Consider the following 25,023-nt stretch of genomic DNA (forward strand, 5'->3'; position numbering starts at 1 on the left):
TCAAGGTGATGTCATAAGGCGGCATGATCGGACGTTCTCATATCGTTCTTGGTGTTGCCTCCGCCATCACGGCGTCGTCAATGGGGTATCTACCTCTTTCATTGATGAGCCTTTGCGCAGCCGGGCTCGGTAGTCTTGCGCCTGATCTCGATACGGAAAGATCGCTCCTTGGCTGCCGTATGATCTGGATCTCGCGACCGCTTTCCCGCCTGTGCGGACATCGCACGCTTACCCATTCCTTTTTCGTGCCGGTTCTCGCCGCTTGGGCGCTGCTTCACTTCGAAGGTGCGCCGTCGCTATACTCTGCGTGGGGTGCGTTCCTCGTCGGGTATCTCAGTCACATTGTCGCTGATCTGATGACCGGGGGCTGTTGGGCGCTTTATCCTTTATCGAAACACAGGGTTTCGCTCTGGCCGTATGCAAAGACCGGCAGTTTCAGGGAATATCTCCTTCTCGTCTGCTGCCTGGGTCTGCTGAGTTGCGTCACCTATCACTATCTTTCCCGTAATCTGCTTCATGACGGGTACAGAGTGCAGCGCCACGCCTTCATTGCCTAAACGGGCTCAGGCAACTAAGAGCAGCACTGAAAATCAGCCATTCCGGAGCCCGTCATGTCCTCTCCCGATCGTCTGCCCATTCGCCGGGCACTTCTCTCCGTCTCAGACAAGGCGGGGCTGATCGCGCTCGGCAGGGCGCTCGTCGCGCAGGGGGCGCAGCTTCTCTCGACCGGCGGCTCAGCCAAGGCGCTGCGCGATGCCGGGCTCGATGTGACCGATGTGTCCGACCACACCGGTTTTCCTGAAATTCTGGACGGTCGCGTCAAGACGCTTGTACCGCAGATTCATGGTGGCATTCTGGGGCGTCGCGACCTTGCGGCGCATCTTGCCCAGATGGACCAGCACAACATCGTTCCGATCGATCTTGTCTGCGTCAACCTCTATCCTTTCGCTGCAACAGTAGCGTCAGGTGCAGGCGTTGAGGACTGCATCGAGAATATCGACATCGGCGGCCCCGCCCTTATTCGCGCTGCGGCCAAGAACCACCATCACGTCGTCATTCTGACGGAGCCGGCACAATATGCAGCGCTCATTGAAGCACTGAACCAGGGCGGTTCTACCCTGCAGAGCGTCAGCTTTGGGCCGGTGCCGCCTACGCCCATACTGCTGCGTATGATTCCATGATCGCGGCATGGTTTGCCGGTCAGCGCGGTGACGCGTTGCCCGAGACCATGACGGTGAGCGGCGCCCGCCGCGAGTTGCTGCGCTACGGCGAGAACCCGCATCAGAATGCGGCCTTCTACGTCACGTCAGAGAAGCGTTACGGCATTGCCACTGCGACCCAGATCCAGGGTAAGGCGCTGAGCTATAACAATCTCAATGATACCGATGCTGCTTTCGAGGCCGTCGCCGAGTTCGACAAGCCGAGTGTCGTGATCGTGAAACACGCCAATCCCTGCGGCGTCGCCAGTGCCGAGACGCTCGAAGCCGCCTGGAAATCCGCGCTGAAATGCGATTCGGTTTCGGCTTTCGGCGGTATCGTGGCGCTCAATCGCCCGCTCGACGAGGCGACAGCAGAGCAGATCGCGACGATTTTCACCGAGGTGATCGTCGCACCCGATGCGACAGAGGGCGCAAAGACCGTTCTGAGCCGCAAGAAGAATTTGCGTCTGCTGCTGACGGGTGGTGTGCCTTCGGCGATCTCCGAGGGGCTGACGTTCAAATCGGTTGCTGGCGGTTTTCTCGCCCAGAGCCGTGACGCGGGGCAGGTGACGGAGGCCGATCTGCGCGTCGTTACCAAGCGTGCGCCGACCGAGGCCGAAATGGCCGATCTGCTTTTCGCGTTCCGTGTCGCCAAGCACGTCAAATCCAACGCCGTGATCTACGCCAGGGATCGCGCGACGGTCGGCATCGGCGCCGGTCAGATGTCGCGCGTTGACTCAGCCCGTATCGCAGCGCGCAAGAGCCTGGACGCTGCCGAAGCCGCAGGGGAGGCCGTTGCTTTGACGCAGGGTTCCGTCGCAGCTTCTGATGCGTTCTTCCCCTTCGCTGACGGGCTTGAGAGCGTGATCGCTGCGGGTGCCGTCGCTGTCATTCAGCCGGGCGGGTCGATCCGTGATCAGGAGGTGATCGATGCAGCCGATGCGGCCGGCATAGCGATGGTCTTTACCGGTATGCGCCATTTCCGTCACTAACGGTCAGGGCGACGGGTCGAAAACAGGAGGCAGAATGGGTAATCGGGTGCAGAGTCTTTTCGCATCGATAGGGCTTGCAGCTCTTATTGGCGGCTTTACAGGTGCGGCCTCGGCCGCAACGACACTGCCAGCCGATACCGTCCTGCCCGGTAATTGCGTGTTCGATCTTGCCAGTTTGCCGCGCTTCTCCGGCAAGATAGAGCGCCTGCTGCCCGGCACCCAGGGAGATGCCGTTGGTGCCCTTCTGACGGATGGCACCGAAGTCGAAATGCCGCCTGGTCTCGCCGCGCAGGACCATCATCTGCGTGCAGGGGTCACGCTCGTCGTAAAGGGATTGGTCGCGCCGTCACTGCATCTGGTGCGTGCCTTCGCGCTGAGTGGAAAGGCGGATCTCTGCGCTTCTCCGATGCCCGAGTTGGTCACTTCAGCGCCCCCAGCCAATGCAGAGGGTCGTATTGTGAGGTTGCTTCATGATGGTGACGGCGCTCTTAACGGCGCGGTGCTGAACAACGGCACTGTGTTACGCGTACCCGCCTCTGGCGCACGCACCAGTTTTCTGACTCTAGGGGCGCCTATCTATGCCGATGGCTATGGTTATCAGACCGCTTTCGGCAAGCTGGTAGTGGCTCGTCGTCTCGGGCCGGATCGGTTGCAGGCAGTTCATGTTTCCGACGAGCCGCTCATTCCGCGTGGTGCTCCACCGGGCTCTGCCGGTTACGATCAGATCGACGCGCCTGGCGGCGGGGAATAGGGTTGAAAATACCCCGCCCTATCTTGGGCGGGGTATCTCGATTCAGACGATGTCTGATTCGCGCAATGCCAGAGTGAGGCAGGGCGAGAGCGGGAGAATGGGCGCGACCGTAGCCTGAAACGCGTGATAGAGATCGGCTTTGTCAGGATAGACCTCGGCCGAGATACGTCCCTGTGCATCGACCTCGTTACGCCAGCCGCCATGTTCCTGGTCGATCAGCGTCTCAGCGATATAATCCCAGAGTTTGCGGTACCATGTTTCATAGGCGGGGCTCCCCGTTCGTTTGAGAAGGTTGACCGCAGCAGTGACGGCTTCGGCCTGCACCCAATGCGCACGTACCGTCACATGCGGTTTGTGATCCCAGTCTATCGTATAGATCATGCCCGGCCTGCCATCAGGCGCCCAGCCGTAACGCAGGGCAGCATCGAGCAGTGCCCGCGAATCATGCAGCATCCATCCGGGGGCAACGCCCTCGCGGCGCAGGAGGGCGGCTTCGACCTTGACCGTCAGATGCGCCCATTCTGCGAAGTGCCCCGGTGTCATGCCGTAGGGACGCAATGAATCCGTTGGCTTGTCTTTGTTGTAGTCGCGCAGCAGCACCCAGTCGCGGCTGAAATGCTCGGGCATGCAATAGTCGTGACTGCCCGCAATCTCGTGCACGAAGCGATGGACGATGCGATGGGCGCGCTTGAGCCATTCATCATTGCCGGTGATGTCTGCAAGAGCGAGGCAGGCCTCGGTCGAGTGCATGTTCGCGTTCGCCCCGCGATAATCTTCCTCATCGCTCCAGTTACGCGCGAAGCTCTCGCGCATGACGCCTTCTTCTTCCGACCAGTAATGCGTCTCTAGAATTTCGGTGGCGAGGGAGAGGAGTTTCTCGCCCCCCTCGACGCCGAGCAGCGTTGCAGAGGACCCGGCGAGCGCGACGAAAGCGTGCAGATAGGCCTGCTTTCGATTATCAGGCGCCGAGGGCGTTTCGAACCAGCCGCCATGATCCTTGTCATGAAGCGGGCCGAGCAGGGCGGCGACGCCATGGCGCACCAGCGGCAGACAACCGGGAATGCCCTGCAAGGTCGCCATCGAGAACGCATGGACCATACGAGCCGTCAGAATGCCGTCCGGCTGGGCATCATTGGGCAGGGAGCCGTCACGCCCCAGAGCGCCGAAGCCACCCTCCATGCGCGAGGCCTGGGCAAAACGCAGGAGACGACGCCCTTCAGCGGCGAGCCAGAGGCGATGGGCAGAGCGTCGGACCCAGCTTGTTTCGGGCAGGAGCATGGGGGAGAGGAGATCGGTCATTGTGCCATCCTGTCGAGTAATCGTTTTGATCAACACGCAGGGAGAGGGACGGGGTTGCGATTTAGCTGTGTGATTGCCGTGCTTCCGCCTCGCACGGGTTATTTACCATCAATAAGTCACAAGAATTCACTGTCGCTCTTGAAGGGGTAAACTTAAGATGGGCAATGCTGCACCAGCGAAGCAAAAATTTTTGGCCCGAGAATATCGGGTCGACTCAAGGACCACAGACTAGAAGAGTCTCTCGAGCAGGATGATCAGAAGAACAATGCCGCCGTCAAAATCTGCCAATGCTCAGGATCTCGCGAGCTTCGGCAAGCTTCCTCTTGCCGTCGCCCGAAACAAGGGTATCTGGCCGCGGCCAAGCCATCAGCATGTCCTGGTCGCGTGTGCCCGTTGGGAGACCGATAGCGTTGTCGAATGGCTCGGCTATCATCGGTCGATCGGTTTCGATCACGTCTATCTTTACTGCAATGACGATGATCCCTCGGCGCTCTACGAAGCGTGATGCCCTTCATGCAGGGGTCTACGCCCTTTGTGACCTTTCATCATTATCGCTACCAGGGCGAGCAGTTGCAGATGTATCGCCATTTCCTCAGGCATTATGCCCATGAGACGAAATGGCTGATGTTTCTCGATCTGGACGAGTTTGTCTGCCTGCCCGGCAGCAATGATATTGCCAGCGTCAGCGCCCGTTTCGGAGCGGACCACGACGCCATTTATCTTAACTGGTGCGGTTACGGTCATTCAGGCCACAGCAAGAGACCCGGAAACGGCATCCTGCGCAATTACACGAAGCGTGAAATCGGGGCGTCGCCTTTCACCAAGATTCTGGCCAAGACGGGGGCCGTTTCCTACCGCTTGTCCTATGATAACCCTTTGGTCGCCATCCATCACGATCTCTTCGCTTTGGGCGCGCCTTTGCGCGCCTGCAATATGCTCGGTGAGTCGATGGAGGGATATTATGAGAATTTCCCCGCTAATGCCTGGGCATTTCTGAATGCCGATAACCGACGTGTGAGGCTGGTCGAGGCAGGGTATGTTGCTCACTTCAACATCCGTTCGGATCAGGATTTTGCCCGACGGGTCGAGCGCGGTTGCAAGGGCGATTTCGGCGCACAGGTTCATTGGCGTGAGAGAAACGCCGATGAGCGCAAAGCCTACCACGCCGACACCAACGCCGTGACCGATCTCTATCTGAGCGAATACTGGAAGTCGCTCATAGGCAAGGGCATCGAGACGACCCTCATTCCGGGCTCGATCTGGCCGTTACTGTCTGTCGGCAAGCGCGCAACGCAAAGTTCTACCCTCCATGACGGATCACGCGACGAAGATGCCTGTCGCGCCGTTTCCGGTCGCCTGACAGGCGCCCGCAGCACCATACCGCGCTGGGCGACAATCCCTGGTGGATGGTCGATCTGGGTGCGCTCAGCCATATTCATGAGATCATGATCTTCAACCGCCTTGATGGCGTGCTGGAGCGGCTGTCAAGCTTCAAGGTTGAAGTGTCGCATGACCGTTTTTTCTGGAATACGATTATCGACCGTCGGAATGGCCCGGTTTTTGGTGGTCTCGATGGCACGCCATTCGACTGGCGCGACGAAGCGGGGGTTCTGGGGCGCTTCGTGCGTGTGACCGTGCCGGGTACGCAGGTCTATCTTCAGACTGACCAGATCGAGATTTATGGGCGACCGTTTTCGATTGCCGAGTTCGAGAAGCAGCGCAAGCCGAGCGCGGCCCTGACCTGATTGCGCGATACCCGTACCGTGTCGTCCGTCCATACGGAGGGGCGACACGCCACGACGCTTCACCTATAGTCGGGCCGATTTTTGCCCGTTATTTCTTCTACGCTCCCTTGGCATTCGAATAAACGCTCCCATCTTCAAATCATGACATTGCGAGGACTGCCATAACGGGGTTCGCGCCGTCGCAACTGGCCGCCTTCACGGGGCATAGGAGCATTGCGAAATCATGAATATTGAGAAATTTACCGAACGAAGCCGCGGGTTTCTTCAGGCGGCATCAACGATTGCCTTGCGTGATTACCATCAGCAGCTGACGCCTGAGCATCTGCTCAAAGCCCTGCTCGATGACCCTGAAGGCGCTGCCTCGGGTCTTATTCGCGCCGCAGGTGGCGATCCCGAAATCGTGCGAAAGGCGAATGACGCCGCGCTTGCTCGGCTGCCAAAGGTGCAGGGTGGTGGCGCTGGTCAGCCACAGGCAACACCCGATCTCGTGCGTGCGCTCGATACCGCCGAGCAGGATGCCCAGCGTTCGGGTGACAGTTTTGTCGCGCAGGACAGGCTCCTTGTTGCGCTTGCTGGAACCAAATCAGCGGCAGGACAGGCTCTGACGGAAGGCAAAGCAGACGCCAAGGCGCTCGAACGTGCTGTTGTCCAGCTACGCAAGGGCCGGGTGGTTGATAGTGCGAATGCTGAAGCCGGTTTCGATGCACTCAAGAAATATGCACGCGACGTCACGGCTGTGGCGCAGTCTGGCAAACTCGACCCGGTGATCGGGCGTGACGAGGAAATTCGCCGCGCCATTCAGGTCCTGGCTCGCCGTACCAAGAACAACCCTGTACTGATCGGTGAGCCGGGTGTGGGCAAGACGGCCATCGTCGAAGGTCTGGCCCTGCGCATCGTCAATGGCGATGTGCCCGAGGCACTGCGCAACAAGAAGCTGCTTTCTCTCGACATGGGGGCGCTCGTCGCCGGAGCAAAATATCGCGGGGAGTTCGAGGAACGCCTAAAGGCGGTTCTGAAAGAGATCGAGAGCGCCGAAGGGCAGGTGATTCTGTTCATCGACGAGATGCATACGCTTGTCGGCGCGGGGCGCTCCGATGGCGCCATGGATGCCTCGAACCTCATCAAGCCTGAGCTTGCGCGCGGTGTGTTGCACTGCATTGGTGCGACGACACTGGATGAATATCGCAAATATATCGAAAAGGATGCGGCGCTTGCCCGTCGTTTCCAGCCGGTCTTCGTCGGTGAGCCCTCGGTTGCCGACACGATCTCGATCCTGCGTGGCATCAAGGAGAAATACGAGCTGCATCACGGTGTGCGGATTACCGATGGCGCGCTCGTTGCGGCCGCCACCCTCTCCAACCGCTACATCACCGATCGTTTTCTCCCCGACAAGGCGATCGATCTGATGGATGAGGCGGCGAGCCGCCTGCGCATGCAGATAGACAGCAAGCCTGAGGCGCTGGACGAACTCGACAGGCGCATCATCCAGCTCAAGATCGAGCGCGAAGCGATCCGCAAGGAAGATGACAGTGCGAGCCGCGAGCGTCTGGTAAAACTTGAGGTCGAACTGGCTGATCTGCAGGAACAGTCCGATACGCTGGGTGCTGCGTGGCATGCGGAGAAGGATCGCGTCAACGCGATCCAGAAGCTCAAGGAGCAGCTCGACCATGCCCGCTCAGAAGTCGAAGTCGCCCAGCGCAAGGGCGATCTCGGCAAGGCGTCTGAGCTTATGTATGCGACCATCCCCGGTCTTGAACGCCAGATCGAGGAAGCCCAGCAGCGTGAACAGAAGGAGGCCGATCAGGCCGGTCTGTTCAGCGAGGCCGTGACCGATCAGGGCATTGCTTCCGTCGTTTCGCGCTGGACCGGTGTGCCGGTGGACCGGATGCTCGAAGGCGAGCGTGCCAAGCTGGTACGTATGGAAGACTCGTTGCGTGAACGCGTGGTGGGTCAGGAGCCCGCGCTCAAGGCCGTGTCGAATGCCGTTCGTCGCGCGCGCGCCGGGTTGCAGGACCCCAATCGTCCGATCGGCTCTTTCCTGTTCCTTGGTCCGACCGGCGTGGGCAAGACAGAGCTCGCCAAGGCGCTCGCCCAGTTCCTGTTCGACGACGATCGCGCCATGCTGCGCGTCGATATGAGCGAGTTCATGGAGAAGCACGCGGTGTCTCGCCTGGTAGGCGCGCCTCCGGGCTATGTCGGTTATGAGGAGGGCGGTGTGCTGACCGAGGCCGTGCGTCGCAGGCCGTATCAGGTGATCCTGTTTGACGAAGTCGAGAAGGCTCATGAAGATGTTTTCAACATCCTGCTGCAGGTGCTGGATGACGGGCGACTGACCGATGGTCAGGGTCGTGTGGTCGATTTCCGCAACACGATCATTATCCTGACGTCGAATCTGGGTTCGGATATCCTGGCCAACCAGCCGGATGGTGAAACGACCGATCTGGTTCAGGCGCAGGTCATGGCGGTCGTGCGTAATCACTTCCGTCCTGAATTCCTTAACCGACTGGATGAGATCGTTCTTTTCTCGCGCCTGCAGCGTGTCGACATGAATCGTATCGTTGCGATTCAGCTCACGCGACTGCGTAGCCTGCTTGAAGAGCGTAAGATCACGCTCGATCTGGATCAGGCAGCCGATGACTGGCTGTCTGAGGCTGGCTATGATCCGGTCTATGGCGCCCGTCCGCTTAAGAGGGTCATCCAGCGTAGCCTGCAGAACACGCTGGCCGGGCTTATTCTTGATGGTTCGGTTCTCGATGGCCAGACTGTGCATGTCTCGGCCAACGACAGGGGACTGGTCATCAACGGCCAGCAGGCCGATTTCGACTGACGGTGCACCACGCCCCCGATGTCATTCGGCAGCGGTGGAGTGATTGAAGAAGGCGTGAGATCTCAGGGTCTCACGCTCTTTTTCTGACCGTCATCCAGGCCGGCTCTTCCCCCGGATCTCCTGACGCGGCGCGCGCTAGGCCTTATCGAGATGGGGCAGGAGACCATTTGTTGACCGCCAGAGCGCTCGGATCTTGATACGCGCCCGTTATCAGGGGAAGATAAAGGAGCTCAGGAACCGGATTGCGCAAAAGGCTGCGCCGCAACGCCCTAGCGGTAGAGGGGCAGACCGGTTATGTTAGGCGCTTGTTGCGAGTAGGAGCGTCACGCCAGCATGTCCGAACAGATCCGTCCGACCGAGTTGCCTGAGAACCTCGATGGCGAAGCGATTATGGCGCCTCATCCATCTCGGTTCTCAAGGGGCTCGATGCGGTACGCAAACGCCCCGGCATGTATATCGGTGACACGGATGACGGCTCGGGCCTGCATCACATGGTGTTCGAGATTATCGATAACGCGGTGGATGAAGCGCAGGCTGGCCATGCCACACGCTGCGTTTTGACGATGAATGGCGATGGGTCGATCAGCGTACGCGATAATGGGCGTGGTATCCCGACCGACCTGCATGAGGAAGAGGGTGTCAGCGCGGCTGAAGTCGTTCTGACCAAACTCCATGCTGGCGGCAAGTTCAACCAGAATTCCTACAAGGTATCCGGCGGTCTGCACGGCGTGGGTGCTGCCGTGGTCAACGCGCTCTCCGAGTGGATGGAAGTACGCATCTGGCGTAACGGCACAGAGCATTTCATCCGCTTCCAGCATGGCGAGCGTGACGACGCTCTTGCCGTTATCGGTGCCAGCGATGAACCGCGCGGCACGCTGGTGACGTTCAAGCCGAGCAAACAGACCTTTACCAAGGTCGATTTCGAGTTCGGCATTCTCGAGCGCCGCATGCGTGAACTCGCGTTTCTGAACTCCGGCCTCGAAATCGTGCTGCGCGACGAGCGCCATGCCGAGAACAAGGAAGTCGTGTTCTGCTACGAAGGTGGTCTGAGCGCCTTTGTCGAATATCTCGATGCCAGCAAGACCTCGATTGTCACCCCGCCGATCGTCGGGTCCATCGATCATGCCGAGAGCGGCATCAAGGTCGAGTTCGCGCTCACCTGGAATGACAGCTTTCATGAGACGATGCTGTGTTTCACCAATAACATTCCGCAGCGCGATGGCGGCACGCATCTGGCCGGCTTCCGCCAGGCCCTGACACGCATCGTCGGCAAATATGCCGAGACGGGATCGTCGAAAAATTCGGCCGCACTGACTGGCGAAGACATGCGCGAAGGCATGACGGCCGTCCTTTCGGTCAAGGTGCCCGACCCCAAATTCTCGTCGCAGACCAAAGATAAGCTCGTTTCGTCAGAAGTGCAGCCGGTAGTGCATGTGACGGCAGCTGACTCGATCGGTCACTGGTTCGAGACTCATCCGCGTGAGGCCAAAGCCATCATCGCGAAGGTGAACGAAGCGGCAGCCGCCCGTGATGCCGCCCGTCGTGCGCGTGAGCTGACACGCCGCAAGGGTGTGCTCGACGTTTCTTCGCTGCCGGGCAAGCTGGCGGATTGCCAGGAGCGTGACGCGAGCAAGGCCGAAATCTTCATCGTCGAGGGTGACTCCGCGGGCGGGACGGCCAAGCAGGGGCGCGATCGCCGTTTCCAGGCCATTCTGCCGCTCAAGGGCAAGATCCTGAATGTCGAGCGTGCGCGCTTCGACCGTATGCTCGGCTCGGCCGAAGTTGGCACGCTGATCACCGCGCTCGGTACCGGCATCGGCCGCGGCGATGTGGAGCAGGGCGGTTTTTCGGTCGAGAAGCTGCGTTACCACAAGATCGTCATCATGACCGATGCTGACGTCGACGGCTCGCATATCCGCACGCTGCTTCTGACTTTCTTTTTCCGCCAGATGCCGGAGCTGATCGAGAAGGGCTATCTCTACATTGCGCAACCGCCGCTCTATCGTGCCAAACGTGGCAATGAAGAGCGTTATCTCAAAGACGATGCCGCTCTGGAGCAGTATCTGCTCGACAAGGCGCTGAACAACGCCACGCTGACTCTGGCCGATGGTCAGGTGCTGGCGGGTGACGCGCTCATGGAGCGCGTCAAGGCGATGGGACAGGTGGCCAAGACGCTCACGGCGCTTGCTTCCAAGATTCCTGTATGGGTGCTTGAGCAGGCCTATGTCGCCAAGGCTCTCTCGCTTGGTCATGAGCAAGCGCAGGCGTGCGCTCCTGCGCTTCAAGCCCGCCTTGACGCGGCGTCACCGGTCAATGAGCGCGGCTGGATGGTTGTCCCGACCGAAGAAGGCGGGCTGCGTCTGGCGCGTACCGTTCGTGGGGTAGGCGAGGTCTATACGCTGGATGCGGCCCTGCTTCGTTCCGCAGAAGCGCGCTGGCTGGCTGGTGAGGGTAGTCGTATTGCCGATGATTTCGACGGCGTGGTCAGGCTCGCTCTCGATAGCCAGGCGACTGAACTTACAGGCCCGGCGATGGTTTTCGATCGCGTGGTACAGCAAGGTCGCAAGGGCCTAGCCATCAACCGCTTCAAAGGCCTTGGCGAAATGAACAACGAGCAGCTGTGGGACACGACACTCGATCCGGCCACGCGTATTCTGCTTCAGGTCAAGGTCGGAGATGTTGAAGAGGCCGGACAGGTCTTCTCGACGCTTATGGGCGACGTGGTCGAGCCCCGTCGTGACTTCATCGTAGGTAATGCCCAGAAGGTCGCCAATCTTGACGTATAAGGCACTCGGCGCCCTCCTGCTTCTGGCTGCCACGGTGCCGACCGGGGGCGCGGCTTACGCGGCAAATGTCGGCGAGGGCAGTGCGGCGACGACCGCCGTCAATGCCGGGCAGACGACGGCGGTGTACCGAGTATACAATCACGGGCTGCACGTAGTGGATGCGACCGCCGATTACAAACTGACCGACTGGGGCTATGGTATCCGCACGACCATTCATGCCGGTGGCTTTCTGAGTATGTTCCTTCGTATGGATATCCAGAGCACCGCACAGGGTCGCTTCGATCATGACCACGTTCAGCCGACCGGGTATGAGAGCACTGGCTATTCCCGTGGCAAGCATCGCAACGTGGTGCTGAATTATGCCAATGATATGCCGCAGATCGTGACGCTCGATCCGACGGAAAGCGATCGGGAGGCGGTGCCACAAGGCGATCTCTCTCACGCCATGGATACGTTGAGCGCCATGGCTTATCTGCTCGAAAATGTGCGTCACACCGGCAAATGCGATGGGAGCGCGCAGGTGTTCGACGGGCTCAGGCTGAGTGCCATGACGTCGCACGGTCCCTTCAAGGGCGAGGTGCCGTCTTCATTCGGTCAGAAATTTACCGGCACGGCGCTTCGATGCGACTTCGTAGGGCAGCAGGAGGCGGGGTTCATCAAGGACTCATCGCATCTCGAGGTCATGAAAGCTCCACATCCCGGCGCTGCCTGGTTTCAGGACCTGCCAGGCGTTGGATTGACTGCCGTGAGGATCGAATTCGAGCACCCCAAGCTAGGCCCGATGATTGCAGTGCTTGATCGGCAGCCGACGACGCAGCAATAAGTCGCTCAGTTCGGGCGTGACAGATCGTAGATCAGACGCGGTAGCTCTGCGACGCAACCGGCAATCGCCGTGGCATGTGCTGCCATGCTGCGGTCGCCATAGCCCCAGCTTGCGAAAAGCGAGGGCATCGGTACGCCCATAGCGGCCCTGATATCGTTCTGATGGTCGCCAATCATGATGGCGCGCGTCGGCTCACCACCAATCAGGCGCACGGTCTTGCGAATATGATCGGGATCGGGCTTGCGCGTGGGAAAACTGTCGCCACCGCCAATGGCGTCGATCAGCGGGGCGATACCCAGCTGTTCGGCAATCGCCTGAGCGGCCTTGACCGGCTTGTTCGTGCAGATCACGCAGGCAATGCCTCGTTCACGCAGTGTCTCCAGTATTTTCACCGTATCGGGGAAGAGCCGGGTCTTCTGCGTCGCACGGGGCTCGTAGATGTCGAGAAAGCGCCTGGTCGCTTCGTCTCGGTCGATCCTCTTCTCATCGCCGCCATAAATGAGCAGGCGGTCGACGAGACGACGTACCCCGTCGCCGATCATGGCCCTGACGGCCGCTTCATCCGGAGATGGAAGATCGTAGGATTTCAACAATTCCGCGCCGCTTTCGGCAAGGTCTGGCAGGCTGTCGATGAGCGTGCCATCCAGATCGAAAACAGCGGTTTTGATTTCGGTGCTCAACGAAGTTTCCCTTTGATCGAAGGCGGATGCAATAATCGGCAACCGGAAGTGACAGCGGTGGCGTTTGACAGGGCTCGGCTGGGTTGGCTACGCCACGTAATGATATGACATCACTTTCCTTTTCCGACGGCCAGACCGTCCGCCATCACAAACCCACGACTGCCGTCATCCTGGCTGCCGGCCTCGGAACGCGCATGCGCTCATCGCTTCCGAAGGCGCTGCATCCGCTTGGCGGGCGCCCGATGATTGCCCATCTGATCGAAACGGCCAGATCTGTTTTTGATCGTATCATTGTGGTGGTCGGCCCCGATATGGCAGTGCTTGAAAAAGCTGCGTCTCCTTGGCCCTGCGTCGTGCAGACGGACCGTCTCGGCACGGGGCACGCGGCGCGTATGGCAGAGGATTTTTTCGGCGAGGGCGATGTTGCGATCCTTTACGCCGATAACCCGCTTATTACCGCCGAAACCATGCGTGCCCTGCTCACGACACGCCGCCAGGAGGGTACGTCACTGGCGTTACTGGCCATGCGCCCCGCTGAGCCAGGTCGCTATGGACGTGTAATCGAGCGCGATGGCTGCGTGCAGGAAATCGTGGAATGGAAAGACGCCACAGAGGCTCAGCGCGCTGTCACCCTGTGCAATGCGGGTGTGCTGTGTGCCGACTCTGCCGATCTGAGGCGCTGGCTCGGTGCGTTGCGCAACGAAAACGCCCAGGGTGAATATTATCTGACAGATGTGGTGGCACAGGCAGCCTCAGAGGCGAGCGTACATCATGTCGAGGCCCCGGCAGAGGAACTGGCGGGTATCAATTCGCGTGCCGAGCTTGCCGTGGCAGAGGCCAGTCTGCAAAAGCGCCTTCGTCTGGCTGCGATGGAGGCAGGGGTAACCCTCGTCGCACCCGAGACGGTATTTTTCAGCACCGACACGCTGCTTGAGGCCGACGTTGTCGTCGAGCCCAATGTCGTGTTTGGACCCGGTGTGACGGTGCGTAGCGGCGCGCGTATCAGGGCGTTCAGCCACCTTGAGGGTTGTGTTGTCGGTAGCGACGCCTTGATTGGTCCCTATGCCCGCCTGCGCCCCGGTACGACATGCGGCAAGGGCGCGCATGTCGGCAATTTCGTTGAACTCAAGGCGACACAGCTGGGCGATGGGGCCAAGGCCAATCACCTGTCCTATCTGGGCGACAGCAGCATCGGTGCACGCACGAATGTCGGCGCAGGAACCATCACCTGTAATTATGACGGTTTCTTCAAGCATCGTACCGTGATCGGTGAGAACGTGTTTGTGGGTTCTGACGCCATTCTGGTGGCGCCGGTCACGATCGGTGACGATGCCCTGATCGCGGCAGGAAGCGTGATTACCGAGGATGTGGAGCCCGGCGCGCTTGCCCTGGGCCGGTCAAGGCAGACGAATAAACAGGAGCGCGGGCGCATGATCAGTGACTCGCTGCGCGCAAAGAAGGAACAGGCTGATGTGCGGAATTTGCGGCGTCGTCGGGCATCGGAATGCCACTCCGCTTATCGTCGAGGCGCTGCGTCGCCTCGAATATCGTGGCTATGATTCAGCCGGTATCGCCAGCCTCGTCGACGGGCAGATTTCCCGTCGCCGTGCGGCAGGAAAGCTGGATAATCTTCAGGCCGTTCTCGATGTGCAACCGCTTTCCGGCGTGACGGCCATTGGTCACACACGCTGGGCGACGCATGGACTGCCCAATGAAACCAATGCCCATCCGCATGCAACCGATCGCGTGGCGATCGTGCACAACGGCATCATCGAGAATTACGAGGAACTCAAGGCCGAGATGCTGGCTGTGGGCCGTCAGTTCTCGTCCGAAACCGATACGGAGTGCGTGGCGCAGCTCGTCGATTTCTACCTCGATCAAGGGATGTCGCCGCGTGACGCTGCCAGCAAGACGCTCGGCCGTCTGCAAGGGGCCTACGCGATTGCGATGATCTTCGCCGGGCATGAGGCTGATGATCGGCGCTCGTCACGGCGCACCTCTTGCTGTCGGTTTCGGCGAAGGAGAGATGTTCCTCGGGTCGGACAGCCTGGCTCTGGCTCCTCTCGCTCGCAAGATTGCCTATCTCGATGATGGCGACTGGTGCGTGTTGCAGCCCGATAGCGTCGAGTTTTTCGACTCAGCCAATCTGCGGGTTCAGCGTCCTGTCCAGACCATCGCACTTATGGCCGGTACGGTCGGCAAGGACGGCTATCGCCATTATATGGAGAAGGAACTCCACGAGCATCCGGTGGTCATCGGACAGACGTTGCAGCGCATCATCGACCCGGTGACGCGCGCGATCAATCTGCCGGCATTTCCCTTCGATCTGGCCGAGCTGCCGCGTGCAGTGATTACGGCCTGTGGCTCGGCTTTCTACGCCGGTCTGGTTGCCCGATACTGGCTCGAGGCCGAGGCACGTCTGCCGGTCGATATCGATGTCGCGTCGGAGCTGCGCTATCGCAACCCGCCGCTTACGCCCAAGGGCATGGCGCTGATGATCTCGCAATCGGGCGAGACAGCAGACACGCTGGCCGCCATGCGCAGCCTGCGCGAGCGCGCGCAGCACATCGTCTCGATCCTCAATGTCGAGGGCAGCACCATGGGGCGCGAAAGCGACGTGGTGCTCGGTGTGGTCGCAGGTCCCGAGATCTCGGTCGCCAGCACGAAGGCGTTTACGGCACAGCTTTCGGTTCTCGCGGTGCTGACCATCGCTATTGCACGCGCCCGCGATACGATGTCGGCCAAGCGGGAGGGCGAGCTGCTGGCCTGCCTGCTCGATCTGCCGTCACGCGCTGCCGAGGTCTTTTCGCGGGCTGGGGCAATTCAAGCCATGGCCGCAGCCGTCGCCGAGGCGCGCGATGTGCTCTATCTCGGGCGCGGCATCTGCTTTCCTGTCGCTCTCGAAGGGGCGCTCAAGCTCAAGGAAATTTCCTATATCCATGCGGAAGCCTATGCGGCTGGTGAGATGAAGCACGGGCCGATCTCGCTGATCGACAAGGATGTACCGATCGTCGTCATCGCGCCCTCGACCATCCTGTTCGACAAGACGCTGTCGAACATCCAGGAGGCCAAGGCCCGTGGCGGTCGCATCATGGCTTTTACCGACGAGAAGGGCGCCCAGCGCCTGAGCGGTATCGCCGAGCATATGGTCATCCTGCCTGATGTCGATCCGTTTGTGGCACCGATCCTTTACACAATTCCCGTGCAGATGCTCGCTTATGAAGTGGCGCTGCGTCGCGGTACGGATGTCGATCAGCCCCGCAACCTCGCCAAATCGGTGACCGTGGAGTAATCTGCCGTCATAACAGGGCAGGGAAGATCGACATGGTGGGAACGGGACCGACGATACTCATCCAGGGCGCTGGAGTGGCCGGGCTCGTGACCGCCGTAACCCTTGCCGAACGCGGCGCGCAGGTAACGCTTTACGAAGCGGGGCCGCGTATCGGCAGCGGCGCCTCGTGGTTTGCTGGCGGTATGCTCGCCCCCTGGTGCGAAGCAGAAGCGCCCCGGAAGAAGTGACCCGTGACTCGCTCGCGTCACTCGCGTGGTGGGCAGATCATGTGCCCGGTGTCATCCGTAATGGCAGCCTCGTTGTCGCACCGCCGCGCGATCAGGTGGAGCTTACGCGTTTCGGCAAGCGGACCAGCCATTTCGAAACGCTGGGCTCAGAGGCCATCGCCGCACTCGAGCCCGATCTCGCCGGCCGTTTCGACCGGGCGCTGTTTTTCGCTGAAGAGGGACATGTCGATCCGCGTATCGCCCTTGGGCGTCTTAAGGAGCGTCTTCTGATGCTGGGCGGTCATATCAGGCTCGATACGTCGGTGGTTGAGGGCAGTTTCGACTGGGTGGTCGATTGCACCGGCATTCAGGCGCGCGGTACCGAGCCGGACCTGCGGGGTGTGCGCGGCGAAATGATCCTCGTGCGCTGCCCTGATGTCACGCTTCATCGCCCCGTGCGTATGCTGCACCCGCGTATCCCGATCTATATCGTGCCGCGTGAGCACGGTATTTTCATGGTGGGCGCCACGATGGTCGAGAGCGATGACGGGCGTGAGATCACCGTGCGTGCCATGAGCGAGCTGCTCAATGCGCTTTATACGCTGCACCCGGCCTTTGCCGAGGCGGAAATCATAGAAGCCAATGCGGGTATCAGGCCGTCTTACCCGGATAATGTGCCGCGCGTTCATCGTGAGGGCCATCACCTGTCGGTCAATGGCATGTATCGTCACGGTTTCCTGCTTTCTCCCGCGAGAGCTGCGGAAGTGGCGGAGATCATCTTTACACAAGCTGCCTGATCCTCGCCACAACAGGGGCGTTTCATGCGGTGCGAGGGAGCGTCGGGCTGTTTCAGTCAGGCAGCCCGACGCAATCAGAAATAGGAGAGAACTGCCATGCAGATCATGGTGAATGACGAGACGAAGCTCATTGCGAGCCGCTTCCTCTCCGAAGCGCTGATCGAGCTCGGCTATGGCGAAACGAAAGTAGCGACAGCAGTGGACGGCGTTTTCGTGCCTCGTTCGGCGCGGGGAGGCAAGGCGCTGGAAGAGGGGGCAAGGCTCGAAATTCTTGCGCCGATGCAGGGGGGCTGACCCATGCGTGTTTACGACGTCGATTTCTCATCGCCGCTCATGCTGGGCACCGCGCTGTATGACAGCCCCGCCATTCTCGCAGACTCCGTACGGCGCGGTCGCCTGGCGCGGTAACGGTTTCGCTGCGGCGGGAATCTGCCGGTCTGCAGGCAGGGCAGGCCTTCTGGGAGCTTGTACGTGGTTTCAATGTCCCTGTTCTGCCGAATACCGCCGGGTGTCACACGGTGCGCGAGGCGGTGACAACCGCCCAGATGGCCCGTGAGGTATTCGACACCGACTGGGTCAAGCTTGAGGTTATCGGTCAGGGCGATCTGCTGCAGCCCGACGTCTTCGCTCTTGTCGAGGCAGCGCGTATCCTGAACGAAGAAGGCTTCAAGGTCTTTCCCTATACGACGGAAGATCTCGTTGTGGCCGAGCGTTTGCTGCGTGCCGGCTGCGAGGTGCTCATGCCCTGGGGTGCACCGATCGGGTCCGGCAGGGGGCTGAACAATCTCTTCGGGTTGCGCGCCCTGCGCGCCCATTTCCCGGAAATTCCGATGGTGATCGATGCCGGAATCGGGCGTCCATCCCATGCGGTGACGGCGTTCGAGCTGGGCTATGACGCTATTCTGATCAACACGGCGGTCGCAAAGGCGGGTGATCCTGCCGCGATGGCCGAGGCTTTTCGTCTAGCCTGCGAGGTCGGGCAGTTGGCAAAAGCGGCAGACCCGATGGACGAGCGCGACATGGCCGTTCCTTCGACGCCCACTTTAGGCAAGGCAAGTTTCGCATCATGAGTTCATTGCTCCCATCCCCGATCTATCCGGTCGTCGATCATCCGCGCTGGGTCGAGCGTCTTGGTGCTGCCGGTGCACGGTTCATCCAGCTGCGCCTCAAGGACCTCGAGACCGAAACCTTGCGAGCACAGGTAATTGAGGGTCAGGAAGCGGCTGCGCGTCATAACGTGCGTCTTGTTCTCAACGATTACTGGCAACTCGCTCTCGAACTCGGCATCGACTATATTCACATCGGGCAGGAAGATCTCGATACAACCGATCTCGACCAGATAAGAGCAGCCCGTATTGCCTTCGGTATCTCGACCCATTCCCATCAGGAACTCGAACGCGCCTTGTCTGTCCGACCCGACTATGTCGCTCTCGGCCCGATCTGGGAGACGAAGCTCAAGAAGATGATCTGGGAACCTCAGGGCGTCGAGAAGCTGGCAGAATGGCGTCGTATCATTGGCCCCGACATGCCGCTGGTCGCGATTGGGGGCATTACCAGGCCCGCGCGCCGTCCTGCATCGCGGCGGGTGCCGATAGTGTTGCGGCGGTTTCCGATTTCATCGCATCGGAGGATCCCGAAAATCAGGTGGAGGCTTGGTTGAAGGCATGTTCGGGCTGAAAAGCGGTAATATTTCCTTTAAATCGGGGTGTCGCCCTCGCGGAGTCGTGAGGATTCGCGTATAGAGTTTTCATCTTGCAGGAAATAGGGGAGAACACGCGCGCATGATGGTGACGGGACTGGCTGCCATTATTCTGGCGCTGGCGCTTTTGATGGTGCTCATCAGCGCAGTGCAGCCTTTGGCCCGTCGGCTCGAGGTATCGGAGACCGTTCTTCTTGCCCTCGCCGGTATCGGCATTGGCGCGGCAGCCGACCTTCTGCTGCGTTCTTCCCTGACCGAGATTTTTGACGGCGCCGCCGAGACGCTGCTCTATTTTCCGATCAACAGCGAAGCCTTTCTCCTCATCTTTCTGCCCATACTGGTTTTTCAGGGCGCGTTGGCAATCGACGTGCGTCGCCTCGCACATGAGACAGCGACAGTACTGCTCCTTGCCGTCGTGGCGGTGCTTGTCTCGACCCTGACCATTGGCGGTGCGCTTTATCCCTTTGCTGGTCAGTCCATGGTGGTCTGCCTGCTTCTGGCTCGATCGTTGCGACCACCGACCCGTCAGCCGTGGCCGGGATCTTTCGTGAGATCGGCGCCGCATCGCGTCTGACCAGACTGGTCGAAGGGGAGGCGTTGCTCAATGACGCTGCAGCTATTGCCATATTCTCCATTCTTCTGGCTTCCGTCACATCGCATCGTCATATCGAGCTCGGCGAGACAGTTATCGACTTCCTGGCCTCATTTGGCGGGGCAATCGTGGTGGGTGTCGCGGTCGGGCGGCTAACGCTGCTGATGATCGCAGGGCTAGGCGGCTCTGTGGCGGCCGAGATCACGCTCACGCTCGCTTTGCCTTATGTCGTGTACATCATTTGCGATGAATTTCTCGGTTTCTCCGGTGTGGTGGCAACGGCAGCATCCGGGTTGACGCTCTCGGTTTATGGGCCTTCCACGTTCCGGCCGCAGGTCTGGCGTTTTCTCAACGAGCTCTGGGTGCAACTCGTCTTCTGGGCGGGCTCACTCGTTTTCGTGCTGGCTTCGATGCTTGTGCCGCGTCTGTTGATTGGTATGACGCGCTGGGACTGCGTGCTTATTCTCATTGCAACGGTCGCCGGTCTTCTCGCCCGAGGGGCGGTAGTGTTCGGGCTGCTGCCGATCCTTGCCGCTGCCAAGCTTTCGCCCCCAGTACCCGCACCGTTCAAGACCACCATGGTCTGGGGCGGGTTACGCGGCGCCATCACGCTCGCTCTGGCACTGGCGGTTACTGAAAATCAGCGCGTCTCGACCTCGACGGCCCATTTCATCGGGATCATCGCGACTGGTTTCGTGCTGATCACGCTGCTCGTCAATGGGACGACGCTGCGCTATCTCGTGGTGTTTCTCAAGCTCGATCAGCTTCCGGCCATCGATCAGGCCATGCGTCATCAGGTGTTGAGCAGCGGTCTCGCTCAGGTGGCCGAGCGCACCCATGCGCTCGCCGATGAACTCGGTTTCGGTTCTGGCACACAGCAGACCATTATCGGGCAGATCGAGCGTCGCGCGCAGGAAGAGAGCGAGGCCAATACATTTGATACGGCACTTGGAGACAGGCAGCGTGTGACGCTCGCCCTGATAACCATTGCCAATCGGGAACGCTCGCTTCTGCTTGACCTGTTCCGTATTCGCGGGCTGTCGCGACGCGTTATGGAAACGCTTCTGCGCTCGTCCGAGGCGATGGTAGATGGGGCGAGGCTTGAAGGGCGCTATGGCTATGTGCGTGCCCTGCGTCGCCGTTTGCGTCCGACGATGCGCTTTCGCGTGGCCCAGATGCTGCATCAGCGTTTTCATATCGACAAGCCGCTGATGTACTGCATGTCGGAGCGCTTCGAGATGCTGGTTATCGCCCATCTGGTCTCGCTCTCGCTCATGCGCTTCATGCATGAGCGTCTGGAGCCGACGCTGGGCAACCGTATTGGTGAGATTGTCTCCGAGGTTCTGGGGCGTCAGCGTCGCATGCTAGACGATGCGCTCGAGATGATGCGTCTGCATTATCAGGGATATTCCGAGGCGCTCGAAAGCCGCATTCTGCATCAGATTGCACTGCGGCTTGAGGAAGAGGAATACGACGAACTCCTTTCCGATAATCTCGTCAGTGAAGAGCTGTATCGTGAGCTGCTGAAAGATGTCGAAAAGCGTCAGGAGCGCCTCGAGAAGCCGCTACGCTTCAATATCAAGAGCGGCATCGAGCAGCGGCTTCGTTCTTTTCCGGCTTTTCGTGGCGTGCCCGACGGGGTGTTGCACGATCTGGCGATGAATATTTCCCTGCGTTTTGCGTCACCCGGTGAGGTGCTTCTGCGCCGCAACGGCAAGATCAAGGTGATTTATGCCGTGGTGGCGGGTCTCGCCGAGGTGCACATCGCTGAGCAGGATGTGCAGTTCGGGGCAGGGGATCTGATCGGGGCAGCGTCGCTCATCAACCAGACGCAGTCGCGTGGCACGGTTCGGACGATGCAATTCTGTCATCTCTTGGCCATCCCGTCGAATTTGTTCATGCGTCTGGTCGAGGAATATCCGATTGTGCGCCGCACGATCGATGAGCGCGCAGAGGCGCGTCTCGTTGAAGGGCACAAGCTGTCTCTGGTGCTCGGCGGAAACAAGGAGCCTTTCATCCCGGCGCGTGAACTCATCAGATCAGGCGATAAGGACGCCAAACCCGACTGATCACGAGCAGTAGAACGGATGCGCCGCATCTGCACATATCTCGCCGCGAAAAACGTCATGATCACTGGCGATGTAGTTTTACCTTCATGAACCGATGATCTTGGCCAGTCTGCTGGCTCGACCGACTTCTGCTGGGCGGAGCGGGGCGAGAATTTTGGACATCTGAGCGTCTGCAGGATCTACGGGTGTTGATCGGCTCGAAACGACGGTGAAAAAAAAGGGGCCACTCATCGTCCACACCGGGCCCAATCGCATGCTCTGGCTGTGTTGAGAGTTGTGTCGGAAAGACTCTGCTTGTGGATAATTCCTGTCGTCTGATCTGGAGCCAGGACTGCCGCACGGCAGGCAAACTCCCTTCTGAAGCGAATAAATAAAAGTTCGATAAGATATATTATGCCAACTCGTGTGTGGGGATCATAGACAGCCCGAAAGCTGTCTATGGCGTTTGTCATCAATTTTGGCTTCCGCGGTCACGCCAGCGCGTAGCTTCCAAGCTCTGCGCTTGTCTGGCTGTCGACTTCCTTCAGGATCACACCGTAGCCCCACAGAGCGCCCAGATGTTCCAGCGTCAGCCTTGCATCCGTAGGTTGCAGAAGCTTGCCGGGTCTCGTGCGATGCTCGAGGCGCAGAATGCGGTCGCCTGTCAGATCGGCGCCAACAATTTCGATCTCCTCGGCCAGCAACCCTGGATCGTATGACGAAGCGACCGAACGCCGTATGTCACGATAGCCCGCCTCATCGTGAATCGCGTCAACCAGCAGATAAGGCTGAGACAGATCGTCTTCGAGGCGAAAAAGACGAAAATCGCGCATGACCTTGGGAGAGAGAAATTGCTGCACAAAACTCTCATCGCGATATTCTGCCCAAGCATGATGCAACGTACCGACCGGATCGAGATTGCCTGCGTGGTCGGGAAACCACAACCTGTCCTCTTCCGTAGGATCGGTGCATACACGGGCGATATCGGTCATCATGGCGAAGCCAGCGCATAGGGATTGAAGTTCGGCCCTCCCCCCTCATCGAAGCCCCTCTGGGTGATGACGTTACTGGTGGAATGGATAACCTCCAGTATCGCGGCATCGTCGATCAGTTTTTTGTCGTGCAGGCGATGCATGATGAAATTATGCACCCATGTGGCGCAGCCTTCATTCATCAGCTTGGCCTGAGGCTGCGGGTAGAAATATTGTGAGATCAAGCGCACGATACGAATAATCTCGCGTTCCCAGTTCGCCAGTCTGGGCGCATTTTTTTCCAGGAAATAGAGAATATTCTCCTCTGGCAGGCCGAGAGCCGTGATCTGGTCGCCTGAATCCGCGGTGTCATGAGCTGGTTTCTGCCCCTCTGGCAGGGTACGCCAGAGATCATTGAATTGCTCATCCTCATAAGCGCGTCGCTCGCGGGCGCGCTCTTGCTCCTGACGCAGATCGAGACGCTTGCTGCCAGTGTGCCGGTCGACCCCTTGGTTTTGCAGGGCATGAGCAGCGTCCAGAATGCGCTCGACGGCTTTGATGCCATATCTCTCCTCGCAACGGGCGACATAGCCACGAGCAAATTCGAGATAATCCAGAATCTGCGTTGAATCCGTCCACTCGCGGAACAGGCGGTTGTTCTTGAAGAAATGATTATGGCCGAATGCTGCGTGAGCAATCACCAGCGCCTGCATGGTCGCGGTGTTTTCTTCCATCAGATAGCTGATGCAGGGGCTCGAATTGATCACGACCTCATAGGCCAGACCCATCAGCCCGCGCTTATAGGCGTTCTCATGCGAGACAAAGCGCTTGCCCGCTGACCAGTGCGGATAGCTGATCGCATGCCGTGTGAGGTATAGACGTCGAGCATCTGCTCGGAGGTGATGATTTCGATCCGGTTGGGATAGGTGTCGAGTTTGAGCTCCTCGCTCGCTATGCGGTCGATTTCGCCATAGCAGTCGCGCAGGATCGGGAAACTCCAGTCGGTGCCTGTATAGAGCATGCTCACTCCCCTGCCCGTTCGGTTGTCCGACGGGCAAAAAGATCTCTGAAGACCGGAAAAATATCGCGTCGGTCCTGCACCTGACGCATGGCGAGGTGGGGCGTGCTATCGGCAATGATTTTATAACCGCGCCAAAGATCGGTCTCGCTACGCAAAAGTGCCCCGCTGATACTGACCTCGACATAGGCGAAATACTGCACGACCGGCAGGATAGCTTCGGTCATCAAGCGGTTGACCTTGCTCATATCGGATGAAATATTGTCGCCATCCGACACCTGCGCGACATAGATATTCCATTTATCGGCGGGATAGCGTGCGTGCTGCACGTCATGCATGAGGTCGAGTGCTGTCGAGACAACGGTGCCGCCGGTGCGCGGATCTGTGAAAAACACGTCTTCATCGACCTCCTCCGCAGTTTCGGCGTGGCGGATGAACACGATTTCGAGCTTTTCGTAGCGTTTTTCGAGAAAGACATGCAGCAGCATGAAGAATTGCTTGCCCAGCTCCTTCATTTTCTCGGTCATGGAACCCGAGACGTCCATGATGCAGAAAATTACCGCCTGAGTGGTCGGCTTGGGCACTGGCGTGAAGCGGCGATAACGCAAATCGACCGGGTCCACCCAGGGAATACGTGCCAGTCGCTGACGCAGAAGGTTTCTGCTCTCGCGCAGCTCCTGCAGACGCAGGAATTGCGTATCCGATAACGGGCGTTCTTCCTCAAGTGCCGTAATTTCGGTTTCTATCTCGATCAGTTCCTGAGGTTTCGGGCGCTTGAGCCCGATGCGCCGCCCCATGGAGCGTCGCATGGTGCGCCCGAGATCAATCTGCGAGGGAGAGCCGTCGCTCGTCAGGCCAGAGCGACTTGTAGCGAGCGATGAGGTCGCGGCGACTTCACGTTTGACGAGATCGGGAAGCTCCAGATCGTCAAAAAACAGATCGAGAAACTCTTCGCGTGAGAGAACAAAACGATAGGAATCCTCGCCGCCGCCCTGATCGCCGGCACCGCTCCCCTCGCCGCCTCCCTCACCTGCGCCTCCCGGCGGGCGGCGCAGGCGATCGCCCTTGACGAACTCCTTGTTGCCGGGCAGTACGAAACTACGGGCTCCAGCACTGAAATACCTGTGAAAACTGGGCTCGTGCAGCACATCTGCCGGGATCGAGACCGCGCTATCCTGCCCGATCTCGCGAATGCGCCCTGCGCCGCGGCGTCTCGCACCGCTGTCTGTATGGCTTGGCGCGCCCTCGTCAGGACGCGCTGGCGGTTTTCGGTGTTCTTGCCGTGCGGGTTCGGGCGC

The 25,023-nt window shown here is 59.6% G+C and carries 14 protein-coding genes and 7 pseudogenes; 16 read left to right on the plus strand and 5 right to left on the minus strand.

Annotation, left to right across the window (positions count from 1 at the left end; genetic code table 11):
- Window positions 1–23 precede the first annotated feature (23 nt).
- The 3 genes and pseudogenes from JCM25414_RS08065 (at window position 24) to JCM25414_RS08075 (ending at window position 2,942) form a co-directional block, all read left to right on the plus strand.
- The gene (locus JCM25414_RS08065; protein WP_025841296.1) at window positions 24–557 is read left to right on the plus strand and encodes a metal-dependent hydrolase; all 534 of its coding nucleotides are present in this window, start codon (window positions 24–26) and stop codon (window positions 555–557) included.
- A gap of 54 nt (window positions 558–611) precedes the next feature.
- Window positions 612–2,191, plus strand: a pseudogene (purH, locus tag JCM25414_RS18425) (bifunctional phosphoribosylaminoimidazolecarboxamide formyltransferase/IMP cyclohydrolase).
- A gap of 34 nt (window positions 2,192–2,225) precedes the next feature.
- Window positions 2,226–2,942: a hypothetical protein gene (locus tag JCM25414_RS08075; RefSeq protein ID WP_025841297.1), complete on the plus strand. Its 717-nt coding sequence runs from the start codon at window positions 2,226–2,228 to the stop codon at window positions 2,940–2,942.
- Window positions 2,943–2,984: 42 nt separating this feature from the next.
- Here the strand turns inward: JCM25414_RS08075 and JCM25414_RS08080 are convergent, their stop codons facing one another.
- On the minus strand, window positions 2,985–4,241 hold the full coding sequence (locus JCM25414_RS08080; RefSeq protein ID WP_025841298.1) for an AGE family epimerase/isomerase: 1,257 nt from the start codon (window positions 4,239–4,241) through the stop codon (window positions 2,985–2,987).
- Window positions 4,242–4,506: 265 nt separating this feature from the next.
- Here JCM25414_RS08080 and JCM25414_RS21650 point away from each other — a divergent pair, with 265 nt between their 5' ends.
- From JCM25414_RS21650 to JCM25414_RS08100, 6 genes are all read left to right on the plus strand, one after another.
- Complete coding sequence (locus tag JCM25414_RS21650; RefSeq protein ID WP_051535772.1) at window positions 4,507–4,746, plus strand: glycosyltransferase family protein; 240 nt, start codon at window positions 4,507–4,509, stop codon at window positions 4,744–4,746.
- Window positions 4,746–5,690, plus strand: a complete 945-nt coding sequence (locus JCM25414_RS18430; RefSeq protein ID WP_051535773.1) for a glycosyltransferase family protein — start codon at window positions 4,746–4,748, stop codon at window positions 5,688–5,690. The genes JCM25414_RS21650 and JCM25414_RS18430 overlap by 1 nt, the downstream gene beginning before the upstream one ends.
- Window positions 5,648–5,986: a discoidin domain-containing protein gene (locus JCM25414_RS21655; protein WP_051535774.1), complete on the plus strand. Its 339-nt coding sequence runs from the start codon at window positions 5,648–5,650 to the stop codon at window positions 5,984–5,986. Before JCM25414_RS18430 ends, JCM25414_RS21655 begins: the two co-directional genes overlap by 43 nt.
- 223 nt (window positions 5,987–6,209) lie before the next feature.
- A complete protein-coding gene (gene clpB, locus JCM25414_RS08090; RefSeq protein WP_025841299.1) occupies window positions 6,210–8,813 on the plus strand; it encodes an ATP-dependent chaperone ClpB in 2,604 nt (867 codons plus the stop codon).
- Between the two features lie 404 nt (window positions 8,814–9,217).
- On the plus strand, window positions 9,218–11,599 hold the full coding sequence (gene gyrB / locus JCM25414_RS08095; RefSeq protein ID WP_051535775.1) for a DNA topoisomerase (ATP-hydrolyzing) subunit B: 2,382 nt from the start codon (window positions 9,218–9,220) through the stop codon (window positions 11,597–11,599).
- Window positions 11,589–12,422: a DUF3108 domain-containing protein gene (locus JCM25414_RS08100; RefSeq protein WP_025841301.1), complete on the plus strand. Its 834-nt coding sequence runs from the start codon at window positions 11,589–11,591 to the stop codon at window positions 12,420–12,422. Before gyrB ends, JCM25414_RS08100 begins: the two co-directional genes overlap by 11 nt.
- Window positions 12,423–12,427: 5 nt before the next feature.
- Here JCM25414_RS08100 and JCM25414_RS08105 read toward each other — a convergent pair whose 3' ends face one another.
- Window positions 12,428–13,102 carry an HAD family hydrolase gene (locus JCM25414_RS08105; RefSeq protein ID WP_242403442.1) on the minus strand — a complete coding sequence of 225 codons (675 nt, stop codon included), beginning with the start codon at window positions 13,100–13,102 and terminating at the stop codon, window positions 12,428–12,430.
- 104 nt (window positions 13,103–13,206) lie between these two features.
- Here JCM25414_RS08105 and glmU point away from each other — a divergent pair, with 104 nt between their 5' ends.
- The 7 genes and pseudogenes from glmU to JCM25414_RS18455 all read left to right on the plus strand — a co-directional run bounded on the left by glmU (window position 13,207) and on the right by JCM25414_RS18455 (window position 21,757).
- Window positions 13,207–14,661, plus strand: a complete 1,455-nt coding sequence (glmU, locus tag JCM25414_RS08110) for a bifunctional UDP-N-acetylglucosamine diphosphorylase/glucosamine-1-phosphate N-acetyltransferase GlmU (protein WP_025841303.1) — start codon at window positions 13,207–13,209, stop codon at window positions 14,659–14,661.
- Window positions 14,573–16,394, plus strand: a pseudogene (gene glmS / locus JCM25414_RS18435) (glutamine--fructose-6-phosphate transaminase (isomerizing)). Before glmU ends, glmS begins: the two are co-directional and overlap by 89 nt.
- A gap of 32 nt (window positions 16,395–16,426) precedes the next feature.
- Window positions 16,427–17,397, plus strand: a pseudogene (thiO, locus tag JCM25414_RS18440) (glycine oxidase ThiO).
- Between the two features lie 96 nt (window positions 17,398–17,493).
- Window positions 17,494–17,691 carry a sulfur carrier protein ThiS gene (gene thiS, locus JCM25414_RS08125; protein WP_025841304.1) on the plus strand — a complete coding sequence of 66 codons (198 nt, stop codon included), beginning with the start codon at window positions 17,494–17,496 and terminating at the stop codon, window positions 17,689–17,691.
- A gap of 3 nt (window positions 17,692–17,694) precedes the next feature.
- Window positions 17,695–18,467, plus strand: a pseudogene (locus JCM25414_RS18445) (thiazole synthase).
- Window positions 18,464–19,074, plus strand: a pseudogene (thiE, locus tag JCM25414_RS18450) (thiamine phosphate synthase). The pseudogenes JCM25414_RS18445 and thiE overlap by 4 nt, the downstream one beginning before the upstream one ends.
- 104 nt (window positions 19,075–19,178) lie before the next feature.
- Window positions 19,179–21,757 (plus strand): annotated as a pseudogene (locus JCM25414_RS18455) (cation:proton antiporter).
- Window positions 21,758–22,227: 470 nt separating this feature from the next.
- On the opposite strand, the gene JCM25414_RS27095 reads toward JCM25414_RS18455, so the two are convergent.
- From JCM25414_RS27095 to JCM25414_RS18465, 3 genes and pseudogenes are all read right to left on the minus strand, one after another.
- The gene (locus JCM25414_RS27095) at window positions 22,228–22,440 is read right to left on the minus strand and encodes a hypothetical protein (protein WP_456303451.1); all 213 of its coding nucleotides are present in this window, start codon (window positions 22,438–22,440) and stop codon (window positions 22,228–22,230) included.
- A gap of 66 nt (window positions 22,441–22,506) precedes the next feature.
- A pseudogene (locus JCM25414_RS18460) lies at window positions 22,507–23,728 on the minus strand (SpoVR family protein); the annotation flags it as partial.
- Window positions 23,729–23,730: 2 nt separating this feature from the next.
- Window positions 23,731–24,873, minus strand: coding sequence for a YeaH/YhbH family protein (locus JCM25414_RS18465; RefSeq protein WP_369346028.1), 1,143 nt, complete (start codon window positions 24,871–24,873; stop codon window positions 23,731–23,733).
- Between the last annotated feature and the right edge of the window lie 150 nt (window positions 24,874–25,023).

It is taken from the genome of Asaia platycodi JCM 25414, from assembly GCF_000614545.1.
Taxonomy (GTDB): domain Bacteria; phylum Pseudomonadota; class Alphaproteobacteria; order Acetobacterales; family Acetobacteraceae; genus Asaia; species Asaia platycodi.